Below are 13,671 nucleotides of genomic sequence, written 5' to 3'. Positions count from 1 at the left end.
TAACCCGGTTCGCGCGATCCTTGACCAAGATTAGCGCAACGGGCGCATGATGGCTTTTGCGGATGTACGCCGATGCTTAAGAAGGGTCTTTAGAACAAGATCGCAGGGGAGTTTGAATGTCCGACGTCGCCAGGCCGCGCCGCAGCGCCCTCTATATGCCCGCCTCCAACGCCAAGGCCGTTGAGAAGGCGCGCACTCTGGACGCCGATGTCATCATCCTCGACCTGGAAGACGCCGTGGCGCCGGAGATGAAGGACGCCGCGCGCGAGGCGGCGGTGGCGGCGGTCAGGGCCGGCGGGTTCGGCGGTCGCGAGGTGGTGATCCGCACCAATGGTCTCGACACCCCCTGGGGGGTCGACGACCTGAGGGCGGCGGCGCAGGCCGGCCCGGACGCCGTGCTGGTGCCCAAGATCAATGACGCCGCCGATGTGCGCGTCTATGACGGCGCCCTGCACGCCGCGCCCAGCACGACGCGGCTGTGGACCATGATCGAGACCGGCAAGGCCGCCTTCCATCTGTGGGACATCGCCGACGCCCGCCGGTCCACGCGGCTTTCGGCCTTCGTGATGGGCGTCAACGATTTCGCCAAGGAGATGCGGGCGCGTCAGACGCCGGGCCGCGAGCCCTTCCTGCCGCTGCTGACCCTGTCGGTGGCCGCCGCCCGGGCCCACGGCCTGACCATCCTGGACGGCGTGCACAACGACATCGAGGATCTGGCGGCGCTGGAAGCGGTCTGCGTCCAGGGCGTGGACTTCGGCTTCGACGGCAAGACCCTGATCCATCCCAAGCATCTGGAGATCTGCAACCGGGTGTTTTCGCCGTCCGCCGAGGAGATCGCCTGGAGCCAGGCGGTGATCGCCGCCTTCAAGGCGCCTGAAAACGCCGGCAAGGGTGCGCTGCGGGTGGACGGCAAGATGGCCGAGCGCCTGCATCTGGCCCAGGCCGAGCGTCTGGTGGCGGTGGCCGCCGCCATCTCGGCCAAGGCCGACTAGAGGTGTTCATGCGGGTTCTCGTCCTTTCCCTGATCCTGGTTGCGGGCCCGGTCCTGGCCCAGGAGGCGCCGGTCGCCACCGCGCCCCAGGTCCCCGCGCCCCAGGCGGCGCCGGAGGCGATTGATCCGCTGGGTGATCTGATCGCCCAGACCGGCACGACAGAAGAAGACGACGAGGCCTCGCCGACGGCGCCGGTTCCCCGGCACAAGCCGACCGTGCTGCCGATCCCCGAGCCCGAGCCGCCCGCTCTGGCGTTTCCGCCGGAGGGCGAACATGCCGTCCCGCAGGGGACCTATATTCCCAGCGAGCAGGCCTATGAACTGCGGGTCAAGGGCTCGATCGTCGCCGCCCAGGGTCTGCAGGGCCCGCTCGACGGCGGCTGGAAGGTGTCGGGGTCCGACGGATCAGTGCTCTACGCCCTGCAGATCGTCGACCCGGCCGGCGGCTCAGGGCCAGTGGAAGGCGCCTGGCGCGATGTTCGTCGCGCTGGCGCGACGGGTTCGACGGGTTTGATCGAGACCGTTGAACGCGCGGGTCAGAGCCTGATCTTTCGGTTCAATGCCAGACCGGATCAATCGACGGTGCTGACCCTGACCCCCGGCACCGGACCCCGCTGGAGCGGCAGTCTGGAGGAGGCCGGGGTCAGCCAGGCGGTGGTCGCCCAGCGCGAAGCCCCGCCCAGCCTGCCGCCCGGCTATGTGATCCAGGGCCGTGGGCCCGTGATCTGGGGCGCGCCGCGCGCCGCTCCGAGCCGCGCGCCGGCCAAGGCCGCGGCCTGTTCGACCAAGGGCAAGACCGGCAAGGCCCTGAAGGCCGCCAAGGCCAAGTGCGCCGCGGCCGTCAAGAAGAAGGGCGGCTCGAAGGGCAAGGCGACGGCCAAGGGCAAGTCCGGCTCCAAGGCCAAGGCGACGACCAGCAAGAAGAAGGCGTCGGCCAAGAAGAAGCCGAACCTGCGTTAATCCCCCATCCCCGTTCATCCCCGCTTCCGCGGGGGCGTGCGCGTTTATAGGGCTAGAGGCCCAGACTCCCTCGCGCCGCCGTGATCGCCGCCTCAAGGGCTTCGGCTGCGAACGCCTCGGCTGGGCTGTGGCCCCACACCGGACCCGGCCAGGCGGGATCGTCGGCGCGGCGGCCCAGGACATGGACGTGAAGCTGCGGCGTCACATTGCCCAGGGCGCCGACATTGAGCTTGTCGACCGCCAGGCCCAGCGCCCCTGCGACCGCCCGCGTCGCCGTTCCCGCCCGCACGATCTCGTCCATTAGGGCGACGCGATCGGCTGGCGAGAGGTCCTCGATCTCCCGAAGACCGCCCTGTCGCGGGATCAGCACGATCCACGGATAGCGGGCGTCCAGCTGCAGGCGGGCCTGGCACAGGGGAAGATCGCCCAGCGCGGCCGAGGTGGCCACGAAGGCCGGGTCCAGGACAAACTCAGCCACGCGCCGCCCCCCTTTGGGGGACCGCCGCCCAATAGTCGAAATCGAGAATGACGTGCTCGTTATAGACACCGGCCTCGTCCTGGCCGGGGAAGTCGTCGCAGGGCCGGTCTCGCGTCGCCACCAGTCGCAGGCGCAGGGCCCCGACGCCGTCGCCCAGATCGGCCTTGTCCAGCACCTGGCTCCAGGCGAACACCGTGCCGCCGGCGAAATAGGGGCTGACATGGCGGCCGCCATTGATCGCCAGGATCAGGCCGGCGTTCTGCAGGCCGTTGAACGACAGGGCCTTGGCGGTGGAGATCACCACCCCGCCATAGACCAGGCGCCGCCCTGACGGGTCCTTTGATCGTTCGAACTGATTGAAGTGGACCTTGGCGGTGTTTTGCCACAGCCGGGTGGCCATGGCGTGCTCGGCCTCCTCGATGGCCATGCCGTCGACATGGTCGATCGTCTCGCCGATCTCGTAGTCCTCGAAGGCATGCGGCGCGCCGCCCAGGGCGTAGTCGTATTTCGAGAAGTCGAGGGTGGCGGGGAGGATCAGGTCCTGGGCGGCCACGGCCTGGGCCAGGGTCGGCGTCGCCTGCTCGGCGACCACCGCCTCGGGCGAGCGCTTGCGCACCATCACCCAGCGCACATAGCGCAGCACCGGCCGGCCGTGCTGGTTGGTCCCGGTGGTGCGGACATAGACGACGCCGGTCTTCCTGTTGGAGTTCTCCTTCAGGCCGATCACCTCGGACTGCGACATCAGGGTGTCGCCCGGATAGACCGGGGCCAGGAACAGGCCTTCGGCATAGCCCAGATTGGCCACGGCGTTCAGGCTGATGTCGGGCACGCTCTTGCCGAACACGATGTGAAACGCGACCAGCGGATCGACGGGCGCGGCGGGCAGGCCGCTGTTGCGGGCGAATTCGTCGGACGAGAACAGGGCGAAACGCGGGCCGTACAAGGCCGTGTACAGCGCCACATCCCCCGCCGTCACCGTGCGCGGCGTGGCGTGGACCAGCACCTGGCCCAGCCTGAAGTCCTCGAAATAGTTTCCCGGATCGGTCTTGCTCATCCCTGCGCGTCCTTCTTGTTGTTCAGACTGTTTTGCCGCAGTGCAGCGAAACGGGGAAGGGGGCTTGAGGCTTAAGCCTCATGGGTCTAGACCGCCGCGAGAATTTCCATCCACAGTCCTGACGGAGACCCTATGGCTCGCGCGAAGATCGCCCTTATCGGCGCCGGCATGATCGGCGGCACCCTGGCTCACATCGCGGCTCGCGAAGAGTTGGGTGATATCGTTCTGTTCGACATCAGCGAAGGCACCCCGCAGGGCAAGGCCCTCGACCTGGCCGAAGCCTCGGCCGTGTTCGGCAAGGACATCGCCCTGAAGGGCGCCAATGACTATGCCGACATCGCCGGCGCCGACGTCTGCATCGTCACCGCCGGCGTGCCGCGCAAGCCGGGCATGAGCCGCGATGATCTGCTGGGCATCAATCTGAAGGTCATGAAGGCCGTCGGCGAAGGCATCAAGCAGCACGCCCCCAACGCCTTCGTCATCTGCATCACCAACCCGCTCGACGCCATGGTCTGGGCGCTGCAGCAGTTCTCGGGCCTGCCCAAGGAAAAGGTCATCGGCATGGCCGGCGTCCTGGACTCGGCGCGCTTCGCCTACTTCCTGGCCGAAAAGACCGGCGTGTCGGTGGAAGACATCCACGCCTGGACCCTGGGCGGTCACGGCGACGACATGGTGCCGATGGTCCGTCACTCGACGGTCGGCGGCCTGCCGCTGCCGGAACTGGTCAAGCAAGGCTGGATGACCCAGGACGAGCTCGACGGCATCGTCAAGCGCACCCGCGGCGGCGGCGGCGAGATCGTCGCCCTGCTGAAGACCGGCTCGGCCTTCTACGCCCCGGCGGAATCGGCCATCGCCATGGCCACCAGCTATCTGAAGGACAAGAAGCGCGTTCTGCCGTGCGCCACCTTCCTGACCGGCCAATACGGCCTGAAGGATCTGTATGTCGGCGTGCCGGTCGTGATCGGCGCCGGCGGCGCGGAACGCGTCATCGAGTTCGAAACCAATGACGACGAAAAGGCGATGTTCGCCAAGTCCGTCGAGTCGGTTCAGGGCCTGATGGAAGCCTGCAAGGCCATCGACCCCTCGCTGGTCTAGGCTTTCCAGACTGTCTGACATGATGAAGGGCGGCTCCTCGCAGGGCCGCCCTTTTTCTTGATCTCTACTGGCCCCCTCCGCGTCCTCATCTTCCCCCTCTGGGGGAGGAGGATGCGCAGCATCCGGAGGGGGCCAGTGTCGGCCGCTAGTGCGCGGCCTCGCCGGCTTCTTCCGAAATATCCTCCAGCGTCTTGCCGACCTGCTTGGCGCCGTAGTCCTTGGCCACGTCGCCCAGCGACAGGATGCCCGTCAGTTGGCCGGCGTCGTCCAGGACGACGAGGCGGCGGATCTGGTGATGGGCCATCTTGGCGCTGGCGTCGGCCAGGCTGTCCTCGGCGGTGATGCTCTGGACATCGCCTTCGCTCATGGCGTCGGAGACCGGCGAGTCGAAGCTGCGGCCTTCGGCGACCACGCGCAGGACGATGTCGCGGTCGGTGACCAGGCCCACCACCTTGCCGTTCTCGACCACCGGCACCGCGCCGCTGTCGATATGGGCCATGGTCTGGGCGACCTTGCGGATGGAATCGGTCGGGGCGGCGGTGATGACCTGCTTGGTCATGACGTCGGAGACTTTCATGGGGAAACCTCGGGGGTTGAACTCAAGTCTCCTAAACCCTCGCCGAGCTTCGAGCGTTCCGCGCTTTCGCTCGGGGCGCGGCCGCCCTATCTGTGCGCCACACCTTCAAGCGGAGCTTTCATGTCGATTTCCATGCACCAGGCCAGCGTCCCCGTCTTCGTTCAAGGGCTCAAGGGCCTGAAGGGCGTGCTGACCAAGGCCGCCGCCCAGGTCGAGGCCAAGAGCTGGGATCCTGAAGCCCTGCTGAAGGCGCGGCTCTATCCCGACATGTTCCCACTGATCCGCCAGGTCCAGATCGCCACCGACTTCGCCAAGGGCTGCACCGCCCGCCTGGCCGGTGAAGAGGTCCCGGCCTGGGACGACACCGAAACCAGCTTCGCCGCGCTGATCGCCCGCGTCGATCGCGCCATCGCCTATGTCGAGGGTCTGGACGCGGCCGCCTTCGCCGGCGCCGAGGATCGCGACATCACCCTGGTGCGTCGCGGTGAGACCAGCGTGGTCAAGGGTTTGGCCTATCTGCAGACCCAAGCCCAGCCCAACTTCTTCTTCCACCTGACCGCCGCCTACGCGATCCTGCGCAAGAACGGCGTCGAGGTCGGCAAGCGCGACTTCCTCGGCGCGGCCTGAGGCCAGGCCCCTGAGACAAGGGCGGCGGCCTCAGGGCCGCCGCCGCCACGCCCATACCAGGGCGGCCAGGGCCGTTACGACCCCTCCAACCGCCGTCAGCACGACCGCGACTGCGCTCAAGACTTGCGGATCCATCTCCCACCATTGACCTGTTCGGGTTCTCGACAAGGGATCAGGATGACTCTGTGGGACGACGAGTCCGGACGTAGCGCGCGGCCCGAGCGCGCCTAGATTCGAAATCCTTGCATTTTCCACAGGGTCCAAGCATAAGACCCGCCTTCCGGCGCTTCATCAGCAGCGCCTCTACCGTCACGACCCCGGCCTGCTAGCGCAGGACCCATCCGGACGAGGACGGCGAGGACCCCCATCGACGTGATCGTCCATGGGGGCTGATTGCGTTTGGTCTTTGGTTTGGGTTTGAAGGTTCGACATGTTCGACGGCCTTACAGAGCGGCTCTCCGGCGTATTCGACCGCCTCGGCGGTCGCGGCGTGCTGTCCGAAAAGGATATCGACGAGGCGCTGCGCGAGGTTCGCGTCGCCCTGCTGGAAGCCGATGTCGCCCTGCCGGTGGTCAAGGACTTCATCAGCAAGGCCAAGGAACTGGCCTCGGGCGAAGCGGTCATCCGTTCGGTCAAGCCGGCCGATCAGGTGGTCAAGATCGTCTATGACGGCCTGGTCGACATGCTGGGCGGCGAGGAGCCGACCGGCCTGAACCTGGCCCTGAATCCGCCGTCGGTGATCCTGATGACCGGCCTGCAGGGCTCGGGCAAGACCACCACCACCGGCAAGCTGGCCCTGCGCCTGAGCAAGAACGAGCGCAAGAAGGTGCTGGTCGCCTCGCTCGACACCCGCCGTCCCGCCGCCATGGAACAGCTGGCCATTCTGGCCCAGCAGGTCGGGGTCGAGAGCCTGCCCATCGTCGCCGGCCAGAGCGCCGTCGATATCGCCAGGCGGGCGATGAGCGCCGCCAAGCTGGGCGGCTATGACGTCCTGATCCTCGACACTGCCGGCCGCACCACCCTGGACGAGGCGATGATGAGCGAGGCGGCGGAAATCGCCCGCATCGCCACGCCGACCGAGACCCTGCTGGTCGCCGACAGCCTGACCGGTCAGGACGCGGTGCGCACCGCCAAGGCGTTCCACGAACGTCTGCCGCTGACCGGCCTGATCCTGACCCGCGCCGATGGCGACGGCCGCGGCGGCGCGGCCCTGTCGATGCGCCACGTCACCGGCCTGCCGATCAAGTTCCTCGGGGCCGGCGAGAAGATCGACGCCCTGGACGTGTTCGACGCCCGCCGCGTCGCCGGCCGCATCCTGGGGCAAGGCGACGTCGTCGCCCTGGTCGAACGCGCCGCCCAGGACCTCGACCAGGCCGAAGCCGAGCGCATGGCCAAGAAGCTGGCCAAGGGCCAGTTCGACCTGAACGACCTGTCGTCGCAGCTGTCGCAGATGCAGAAGATGGGCGGCATGCAGGGCATCATGGGCCTGCTGCCTGGTGTCCAGAAGGCCAAGAAACAGATCGCCGAGAGCGGCATCGACGACAAGGTCTTCCTGCGCCAGCAGGCGATCATCAGCTCGATGACCAAGCTGGAACGCAAGAAGCCCGACATTCTGGCCGCCTCGCGCAAGCGCCGCATCGCGGCCGGCGCCGGGGTCGACGTGGCCGAGGTCAACCGCCTGCTCAAGCAGCACCGGCAGATGGCCGACATGTTCAAGGCCATGTCCAAGGACGGCGGCAAGAGCCTGGCCCGCATGGCCGGCATGATGGGCGGCGGCGACATGTCGCGCCTGAAGGCCATGGGCGGCGGCAAGGTCGCCCAGCCCGAACAGAATTCCGCGGGAGGCCTGCCGGGTCTTCCCGGTCTCGGCGCTGGCGGCGACGCCAAGCCGAACCTCCTTTCCGGCCTGGGCGGCGGTCTGCCGCCCGGTTTCAATCCCTTCAAGAAATAAAACCCGAACTCAAGGACTACCGAAATGCTGAAGATCCGTCTCGCCCGTGGCGGCGCCAAGAAGCGCCCGTACTACTCGATCGTCGTTGCTGACAGCCACTCGCCGCGCGATGGCCGTTTCATCGAGAAGGTCGGCACCTACAACCCGCTCCTCAAGAAGGACGACGCCGCTCGCGTCACCCTGAAGGTCGAGTCGATCCAGGCCTGGATCGCCAAGGGCGCCCAGCCGACCGACCGCGTCGCCCGCTTCCTGGCCGCTCAAGGCATCGGCGCCTGGACCCACGGCAACAACCCTGAAAAGGGCGCGCCGGGCAAGAAGGCCCAGGAACGCATCGCCGAACGCGCTCAACGCGACGAAGACCGCAAGGCCGCCGACGTGAAGGCCGCTGAAGACGCCGCCGCCGCCGCCGCCCAGGCCAAGGAAGACGCCAAGGCCGCCGCTGAAGCCGAAGCCGCCGCCGCGGCTGAAGCCGCCGCCGCCCCGGCTCCGGAACCGGTTGCTGAAGAAGCGCCCGCTGAAGAAGCCCCGGCCGAAGCCGCCGCTGAAGAGGCTCCGGCCGCCGAAGAAGAAAAGACCGAAGGCTAAGGCCTTTCGCGCCGCCGCCCCGGTCTTCGGATCGGGGCGGCGATGCTTTTCTCGATGAGCAACTCGCCCTCCGCAAACCTGATCATGGTCGGCCGCGTCGCCGGCGGCTTTGGCGTGCGCGGCGAGGTGAAGATCGCCACCTATACCGAAAACCCCAAGAGCCTGGCCGACTTCAAGGCGCTGCTGCGCCAGGACGGCTCGCCGGCCCTGACCATCGTCTCGGCCCGCGTGGCCAAGGACGGCCTCGTCACCCGCTGCCAGGGGATCGAGACCAAGGACGCCGCCGACGCCCTGCGCGGGCTGCGCCTCTATGTTCCTCGCGAAGCCCTGCCCGAGCCGGACGAAGACGAATTCTATCTGACCGATCTGGTAGGCCTGCCCGTGCGCCACATCGGCGACAACACCCTGCTGGGCTCGGTGAAGAGCGTGCAGAACTTCGGGGCCGGCGACCTGCTCGAGATCCAGCCGGCCCTGGGCGGCCAGACCTGGTACCTGCCCTTCACCCGCGAGGCCGTGCCCGAGGTGAAGATCGCCGAACGCCTGATCCTGGCCGACCCGCCCGCCCTGGTCGGCGAGCCGGAGGGCCCGGCGCAAGAGGATGAGGACGCGGACGGCGTCGAGCGCAACTACGACTGACGACGTCACTTCAGGAGTTCGAGGACATGGCGACCGACGGGAAATGGCGGGTCACCGCCTCGCGCTATGTCCACAAGGATCGCTGGATCAGCGTTCGCGCTGACGATTGCGTCACCGATGAGGGCGCGGTGATCGCCCCCTATTACGTTCTCGACTATCCCGACTGGGTCGAAGTCGTCGCCCTGGACGCCGACGACAACGTCCTGCTGGTCAAGCAGTACCGCCACGGCCTGGGCGACCTGTCGATCGAACTGCCCGCCGGCGGCATGGAGCCGACTGACACGGATCCCTGCGCCGCCGCCGCTCGCGAGCTGCTGGAAGAGACCGGTTGCGCCGGGGTTCTGACCCTGGTCGGCGAAACCCGGGCCAACGCCGGCACCCATTCAAACCGTACACACATCGTCCTGGCGCGTCAGGTGGCGAAGGTCGCCGAGCCTAAGGATGACCCGACCGAAAGGATCGAGAGGCTCTGGGTCTCGGCCGCCGAGGCGCTGCGCATGGCCCTGGCCGGCGAGCTGACCGTCGGGATGCAGGTGGCCTCGCTGCTGCGCGGCCTGACCCTGGCCGGCGTGGCGTCGATCCGCCTGGCGAACCGTCCTGCAGCCTGATCCGCATCAGGCAATCCTGGGCCACCTATAACGACGGCCAGGCCGAAGAGGATTGATCTCGAAATCAATCAAAGAGAGTGTGACGAAGTCACCACCCTCAATGCGATGTCGAGCCCTATGCCTGTCGATCTCCCGGCCGCCGACAGGGCGTTTGCCCATATCCATCAGATCCGAGGCCAGAGTGTCGTGCTTGACGACGCCATCGCCGCTCTCTTCGGGGTCGAGACCCGGCGTCTCAACGAACAGGTCCGCCGCAATACCGCACGGTTCGAGGGCTATGCCTTCCAACTGACCGCAGGTGAAATCGCCAACTTGATATCGCAAAATGCGACATCAAGTTCCTGGGGCGGTCGGCGCAAGCATCCCTGGGCTTTTACGGAACACGGCGTGGTCATGGCCGCCACCGTTCTAAAGTCCGATTCAGCCATCGCCGCGATGAAGATGGTGGTCGAGGTCTTCGTTAGCGCGCGTCGAAGACCGGATACCTCACGGCAAATCGCCAATGATGTGAGTGTCGCCAACGGCCTGATCCCCAGGCTGACCCAGGCCATGGCGGCGGTGCTGGATTCGGTGGTGAACCAGCATCACGGAACCTCCGTTCGGGAGGAGGCCCAGGACCTGCTGGACCGCTCCATCGCCCATCTCAAGGATCGGCTATCGCGCGCCGGTCTTGAGAATGAGGAACTGGCGGCGCGGGCGACCAAGCTTCTGGCGGAAGCCGAGGCCAGCAAGGCGACCGCCGCCAAGACCCAAGCCGAGGCCGGCGAGATCGAATTGCGGGTCCTGGCGCGCAAACTGCAGCTGGTGATCGAGGCCGAGCGGGCGATGACCGGGGGCGATATCGACCGGTTCGTCGGTGTTCTGGAACGGCTGGGCGGCTAGAGGCCCTATTTCTTGATCCGCATCAGGCATTCCTGGGCCACGGAGGCCAGCAGGGTTCCGTCCTGACCGAACATCTGCCCGCGCACCATGCCGCGGCCCTGGGAGGCGCTGGGGCTGTCCTGGGCGAACAGGGTCCAGTCGTTGAAATTGAACGGGCGGTGGAACCACATGGCGTGGTCCAGGCTGGCCGACTGCAGGCCGGGCGTGGTCCAAACCAGCCCATGGGGCCGCAGGGCGCTTTCCATGAAGGCCATGTCCGAGGCGTAGGCCAGGGCGGCCTGTTGCATCTTGACGTCGTCGCCCAAGGGGGCGCGAGCCCGCATCCAGACTTCCTTGGCGCCGGACTTCTTCTCGGGCTTGACCGGGTTTTGCGGATCGACCCAGCGGATGTCGATCGGGCGGGGCTTGTCGAGGAAGGCCAGCATCTTGGGATGGACCTGGTCGCCCAGGCTGCGCAGGAACTCGCCTTCGGTCGGCACGGTCTCGGGATCGGGCGCGGCGGGCATAGGCGACTGGTGCTCGAAGCCCTCTTCGGGCGTCTGGAACGAGCAGGCCAGGTTGAAGATCTGTTCGCCGTGCTGGATGGCCGCCACCCGCCGGGTGGTGAAGGTGCCGCCGTCGCGGGCCCGCTCGACCTCGTAGAGCACCGGGGCGTTCACATCGCCCGGGCGGATGAAATAGGCGTGCAGCGAATGGCAGATGCGGTCCGGCACGGTCTTGTAGGCCGCCAACAGGGCCTGGGCGATGACCAGGCCGCCGAAGATGCGCGGAAAGCCGTCATTGGGGCTGACGCCCCGGAACAGGTTCACCTCGATGGCTTCGAGGTCGAGAATGTCGGCGAGGTTTTCGGGCGTCTGCATGGTGCAGTGCGATATTCCCCTCGGGGCGCTTGGGCAAGTCGTCACCTTGCGTCAGGTCGCCGCGATCGCCATCGTTGAGTGATGTTTTCGCCGATTGTCCACCACCCCGCCTTTCGCGCCGAGATGCCGGCGGGGCACCGGTTTCCGATGGACAAGTTCTCCCGGCTCGCCGCCCTGCTGGAGGCCGAGGGGCTGGCGGGGCCGTCTGGGTTCCATCTTCCCGAGCTGATCGACGTCGAGAGCCTGCGTCTGGTCCATACCGAAGACTATGTGCGCGGCGTGCTGGAGCAGTCCCTGCCCGCCGATGTCGTGCGCCGCATCGGCATGCCCAACAGCGAGTCGGTCGCCACGCGGGCCTGCGCCGCGACGGGAGGGACTTTGCTGGCGGCCAGGCTGGCCCTGGCGCACGGGATCGCCTGCAACACCGCCGGCGGCAGCCATCACGCCGGCGCCGAGAGCGGGGCGGGGTTCTGTGTGTTCAATGATGTGGCCGTGGCCGCGCGGCGTCTGCTGGCCGAGGGCGCGATCGGCCAGGCCCTGGTGGTGGACCTGGATGTCCATCAGGGCGACGGCACGGCGCGGATCTTTGAGGACGACCCGTCGGTCTTCACCGTCTCGATGCATGCCGAAAGGAACTATCCGGCCCGCAAGGCCGTCAGCGATCTGGATATCGACCTGGCCGACGGGACGGAGGACGCGGCCTATCTGGAGAAACTGGCGGAGATCCTGCCGGCGCTGCTGGATCGGGTGAAGCCGGACCTGGTGTTCTTCAATGCCGGGGTCGATCCGCACGCGGACGACAAGCTGGGCCGGCTGTCCCTGAGCGACGCGGGGCTCGCGCAACGCGAGGCGTTCGTCCTGAGCTCATGTCTTGAAGCGGGCATCCCCGTCACGGGGGTAATCGGCGGCGGATATGACGCCGACATCGATCGATTGGCGCGTCGTCACGCCCTTCTCCACCGGGCGGCCTCGCAAGCCTTGAAGGCCTGAGGACGCGAACCCGGTGGAGCTACGCGGCGATCACTCAGAAGCTCTTGGCGATCGAACCGATGATGATGGCCAGCGGCAGAACCGCGAGAACCAGGGTGGCGAAGCCGGCGAAAGCATTGGTGTTGATGGTCATGGTCTTGATCCCTTTTTTTGGCCGCCGCGGTTGTTCGCGTCCGGTGAAAAGGGGTATAGGCGCGGCGCTTCGTAAACACCCGTTACCTTTGCGTCATGAAGGCTTTTTAAGAAACGCTACCGGCGGCAAACGGCATTACAGAGGTTTAATATTCTGGTTTCTGCATCGGTCAGAGCAATATTTGACTTCTTCCCACACGCGCTCCCAGGCCTTGCGCCACGCGAACGGTCGACCGCAGGTCAGACAGGTCTTGGCGGGCAGATCACCCTTGCGGACGGCCTTGCCGCCGCCCTTTCCGCCGCGCGAAGCCCGGCCGATCGTCAGTCCTCCGACGGGGCGACCAGGAAGATCCCGCGCAGCGTCGCGATCGGCGCGGCGCGGGTGTCCTGCCAGGCCTCGACATGGACATTGGCGACCCGGCGACCGAGCTTCTTGATGGTGGCGCGGGCATAGGTGGTCACCGGCCGGCCCGAGCGCAGATATTCGATCGAGACGTCCACCGTCCGCGGCTGGCGCTTCAGCGGCGCGGCCACCGACAGCTGGGCCAGGGCCGCCATCTCCATGAAGGCCCCCAGCACCCCGCCATGAATGGCCGGCAGCATCGGATTGCCGACGATGTGGTCGGAGAACGGCAGGATGGCGGTCATCTCGTCGCCGGCCAGCTCGGCGGTGACGCCCAGAAACTTGGCGTAGGGGATCGAGCCCAGAACAGCGACCAGGCGGTTGTTGGCGTCGCTCATGCGGCGGTCCCTCCCGTCTTGGACGGCTTGAGATTGGCCCCGGCCTTCTTGCCGGCGCTGCTGTCGAGCATGAAGGTCGCCTGGGCGGTGGCCACCGGATCCTCGGGATCGTCCTCATAGGCGACCGCCCGCACAAAGGCGACCGACCGGGTGACCTTGTAGCAATGGGCGCGCGCCAGGACGTCGCGGCCCGGCTGGGCGGGGCGCATATAGTCTATGCGCAGGTCGAGGGTGGCGATCGAGGTCCAGGTTTCCAGCGCCGCATGCACGGCCTGGCCGCTGGCGTGGTCCAGCAGGGTGGTCATCACCCCGCCGGCGATGACGCCGGTTTCGGGATCGCCGACGATCTCGGGGCGATAGGGCACCTTGAGAATCGCCACCCCGTCTCCGATCTGCAGGGTGGAAAAACCCAGGGCCCGCGCTTGCGGGCTGCCCTCGTTCATCGCCGTGGCGATCAGGCGGCTCTGTTCGTTGTCATCGCTCATGGGGATATGATTAGCAGTC

17 protein-coding genes are annotated in these 13,671 nt (G+C 67.1%); 10 read left to right on the top strand and 7 right to left on the bottom strand.

What is annotated here, in order from left to right:
• Window positions 1-116: 116 nt before the first annotated feature.
• Both ACW18B_RS03005 and ACW18B_RS03000 read left to right on the top strand, forming a co-directional pair.
• Complete coding sequence (locus ACW18B_RS03005; RefSeq protein WP_492049419.1) at window positions 117-992, top strand: HpcH/HpaI aldolase/citrate lyase family protein; 876 nt, start codon at window positions 117-119, stop codon at window positions 990-992.
• Between the two features lie 8 nt (window positions 993-1,000).
• On the top strand, window positions 1,001-1,951 hold the full coding sequence (locus tag ACW18B_RS03000) for a hypothetical protein (protein WP_492049417.1): 951 nt from the start codon (window positions 1,001-1,003) through the stop codon (window positions 1,949-1,951).
• 52 nt (window positions 1,952-2,003) lie between these two features.
• Here ACW18B_RS03000 and ACW18B_RS02995 read toward each other — a convergent pair whose 3' ends face one another.
• Together ACW18B_RS02995 and ACW18B_RS02990 are read right to left on the bottom strand one after the other, a co-directional pair.
• The gene (locus ACW18B_RS02995; protein ID WP_492049415.1) at window positions 2,004-2,429 is read right to left on the bottom strand and encodes an HIT domain-containing protein; all 426 of its coding nucleotides are present in this window, start codon (window positions 2,427-2,429) and stop codon (window positions 2,004-2,006) included.
• Entirely contained in the window at window positions 2,422-3,483 is a 1,062-nt protein-coding gene (locus ACW18B_RS02990) for a MaoC family dehydratase (RefSeq protein WP_492049414.1), read from the bottom strand. Before ACW18B_RS02990 ends, ACW18B_RS02995 begins: the two co-directional genes overlap by 8 nt.
• Before the next feature lie 132 nt (window positions 3,484-3,615).
• On the opposite strand from ACW18B_RS02990, the gene mdh reads away from it, so the two are divergent.
• Window positions 3,616-4,578 (top strand): malate dehydrogenase, encoded by a 963-nt coding sequence (gene mdh, locus ACW18B_RS02985; RefSeq protein ID WP_492049413.1) that lies wholly within the window; start codon window positions 3,616-3,618, stop codon window positions 4,576-4,578.
• A gap of 145 nt (window positions 4,579-4,723) precedes the next feature.
• Here the strand turns inward: mdh and ACW18B_RS02980 are convergent, their stop codons facing one another.
• The gene (locus tag ACW18B_RS02980; RefSeq protein WP_492049411.1) at window positions 4,724-5,155 is read right to left on the bottom strand and encodes a CBS domain-containing protein; all 432 of its coding nucleotides are present in this window, start codon (window positions 5,153-5,155) and stop codon (window positions 4,724-4,726) included.
• A gap of 120 nt (window positions 5,156-5,275) precedes the next feature.
• Here ACW18B_RS02980 and ACW18B_RS02975 point away from each other — a divergent pair, with 120 nt between their 5' ends.
• The 6 genes from ACW18B_RS02975 to ACW18B_RS02950 all read left to right on the top strand — a co-directional run bounded on the left by ACW18B_RS02975 (window position 5,276) and on the right by ACW18B_RS02950 (window position 10,444).
• Complete coding sequence (locus tag ACW18B_RS02975) at window positions 5,276-5,782, top strand: DUF1993 domain-containing protein (protein WP_492049409.1); 507 nt, start codon at window positions 5,276-5,278, stop codon at window positions 5,780-5,782.
• 430 nt (window positions 5,783-6,212) lie between these two features.
• The gene (gene ffh / locus ACW18B_RS02970) at window positions 6,213-7,733 is read left to right on the top strand and encodes a signal recognition particle protein (RefSeq protein WP_492049407.1); all 1,521 of its coding nucleotides are present in this window, start codon (window positions 6,213-6,215) and stop codon (window positions 7,731-7,733) included.
• Between the two features lie 24 nt (window positions 7,734-7,757).
• Window positions 7,758-8,318, top strand: coding sequence for a 30S ribosomal protein S16 (gene rpsP / locus ACW18B_RS02965; protein WP_492049405.1), 561 nt, complete (start codon window positions 7,758-7,760; stop codon window positions 8,316-8,318).
• A 54-nt stretch (window positions 8,319-8,372) separates the two neighbouring features.
• A complete protein-coding gene (rimM, locus tag ACW18B_RS02960) occupies window positions 8,373-8,954 on the top strand; it encodes a ribosome maturation factor RimM (RefSeq protein ID WP_492049403.1) in 582 nt (193 codons plus the stop codon).
• A 26-nt stretch (window positions 8,955-8,980) separates the two neighbouring features.
• Entirely contained in the window at window positions 8,981-9,562 is a 582-nt protein-coding gene (locus ACW18B_RS02955; RefSeq protein ID WP_492049401.1) for an NUDIX hydrolase, read from the top strand.
• A 117-nt stretch (window positions 9,563-9,679) separates the two neighbouring features.
• Window positions 9,680-10,444 (top strand): ORF6N domain-containing protein, encoded by a 765-nt coding sequence (locus ACW18B_RS02950; RefSeq protein WP_492049399.1) that lies wholly within the window; start codon window positions 9,680-9,682, stop codon window positions 10,442-10,444.
• Between the two features lie 5 nt (window positions 10,445-10,449).
• Here ACW18B_RS02950 and ACW18B_RS02945 read toward each other — a convergent pair whose 3' ends face one another.
• Window positions 10,450-11,304, bottom strand: a complete 855-nt coding sequence (locus tag ACW18B_RS02945; protein ID WP_492049397.1) for an acyl-CoA thioesterase — start codon at window positions 11,302-11,304, stop codon at window positions 10,450-10,452.
• 81 nt (window positions 11,305-11,385) lie between these two features.
• On the opposite strand from ACW18B_RS02945, the gene ACW18B_RS02940 reads away from it, so the two are divergent.
• Window positions 11,386-12,294 carry a histone deacetylase family protein gene (locus ACW18B_RS02940; protein ID WP_492049396.1) on the top strand — a complete coding sequence of 303 codons (909 nt, stop codon included), beginning with the start codon at window positions 11,386-11,388 and terminating at the stop codon, window positions 12,292-12,294.
• 268 nt (window positions 12,295-12,562) lie between these two features.
• On the opposite strand, the gene ACW18B_RS02935 is transcribed toward ACW18B_RS02940, so the two are convergent.
• From ACW18B_RS02935 to ACW18B_RS02925, 3 genes are read right to left on the bottom strand one after another with little or no spacing between them, the layout of a single operon-like run.
• Window positions 12,563-12,688, bottom strand: coding sequence for a DUF2256 domain-containing protein (locus tag ACW18B_RS02935; RefSeq protein WP_492051860.1), 126 nt, complete (start codon window positions 12,686-12,688; stop codon window positions 12,563-12,565).
• 59 nt (window positions 12,689-12,747) lie between these two features.
• Window positions 12,748-13,167, bottom strand: a complete 420-nt coding sequence (locus ACW18B_RS02930) for a PaaI family thioesterase (protein WP_492049394.1) — start codon at window positions 13,165-13,167, stop codon at window positions 12,748-12,750.
• Window positions 13,164-13,652: a PaaI family thioesterase gene (locus ACW18B_RS02925; protein ID WP_492049392.1), complete on the bottom strand. Its 489-nt coding sequence runs from the start codon at window positions 13,650-13,652 to the stop codon at window positions 13,164-13,166. The genes ACW18B_RS02930 and ACW18B_RS02925 overlap by 4 nt, the downstream gene beginning before the upstream one ends.
• Window positions 13,653-13,671: the final 19 nt, after the last annotated feature.

Source organism: Caulobacter sp. FV2ps19 (assembly GCF_058681035.1).
This window is presented reverse-complemented; position numbering and strand designations above follow the sequence as displayed.

Excerpts from the sequence above, each read along its gene's own strand:
- ACW18B_RS03005 (WP_492049419.1), top strand. The coding sequence starts at position 117 with ATGTCCGACGTCGCCAGGCCGCGCCGCAGCGCCCTCTATATGCCCGCC.
- ACW18B_RS03000 (WP_492049417.1), top strand. The coding sequence starts at position 1,001 with ATGCGGGTTCTCGTCCTTTCCCTGATCCTGGTTGCGGGCCCGGTCCTG.
- ACW18B_RS02990 (WP_492049414.1), bottom strand. The coding sequence starts at position 3,483 with ATGAGCAAGACCGATCCGGGAAACTATTTCGAGGACTTCAGGCTGGGC.
- mdh (WP_492049413.1), top strand. The coding sequence starts at position 3,616 with ATGGCTCGCGCGAAGATCGCCCTTATCGGCGCCGGCATGATCGGCGGC.
- ACW18B_RS02980 (WP_492049411.1), bottom strand. The coding sequence starts at position 5,155 with ATGAAAGTCTCCGACGTCATGACCAAGCAGGTCATCACCGCCGCCCCG.
- ACW18B_RS02975 (WP_492049409.1), top strand. The coding sequence starts at position 5,276 with ATGTCGATTTCCATGCACCAGGCCAGCGTCCCCGTCTTCGTTCAAGGG.
- ffh (WP_492049407.1), top strand. The coding sequence starts at position 6,213 with ATGTTCGACGGCCTTACAGAGCGGCTCTCCGGCGTATTCGACCGCCTC.
- rpsP (WP_492049405.1), top strand. The coding sequence starts at position 7,758 with ATGCTGAAGATCCGTCTCGCCCGTGGCGGCGCCAAGAAGCGCCCGTAC.
- rimM (WP_492049403.1), top strand. The coding sequence starts at position 8,373 with ATGAGCAACTCGCCCTCCGCAAACCTGATCATGGTCGGCCGCGTCGCC.
- ACW18B_RS02955 (WP_492049401.1), top strand. The coding sequence starts at position 8,981 with ATGGCGACCGACGGGAAATGGCGGGTCACCGCCTCGCGCTATGTCCAC.
- ACW18B_RS02950 (WP_492049399.1), top strand. The coding sequence starts at position 9,680 with ATGCCTGTCGATCTCCCGGCCGCCGACAGGGCGTTTGCCCATATCCAT.
- ACW18B_RS02945 (WP_492049397.1), bottom strand. The coding sequence starts at position 11,304 with ATGCAGACGCCCGAAAACCTCGCCGACATTCTCGACCTCGAAGCCATC.
- ACW18B_RS02940 (WP_492049396.1), top strand. The coding sequence starts at position 11,386 with ATGTTTTCGCCGATTGTCCACCACCCCGCCTTTCGCGCCGAGATGCCG.
- ACW18B_RS02930 (WP_492049394.1), bottom strand. The coding sequence starts at position 13,167 with ATGAGCGACGCCAACAACCGCCTGGTCGCTGTTCTGGGCTCGATCCCC.
- ACW18B_RS02925 (WP_492049392.1), bottom strand. The coding sequence starts at position 13,652 with ATGAGCGATGACAACGAACAGAGCCGCCTGATCGCCACGGCGATGAAC.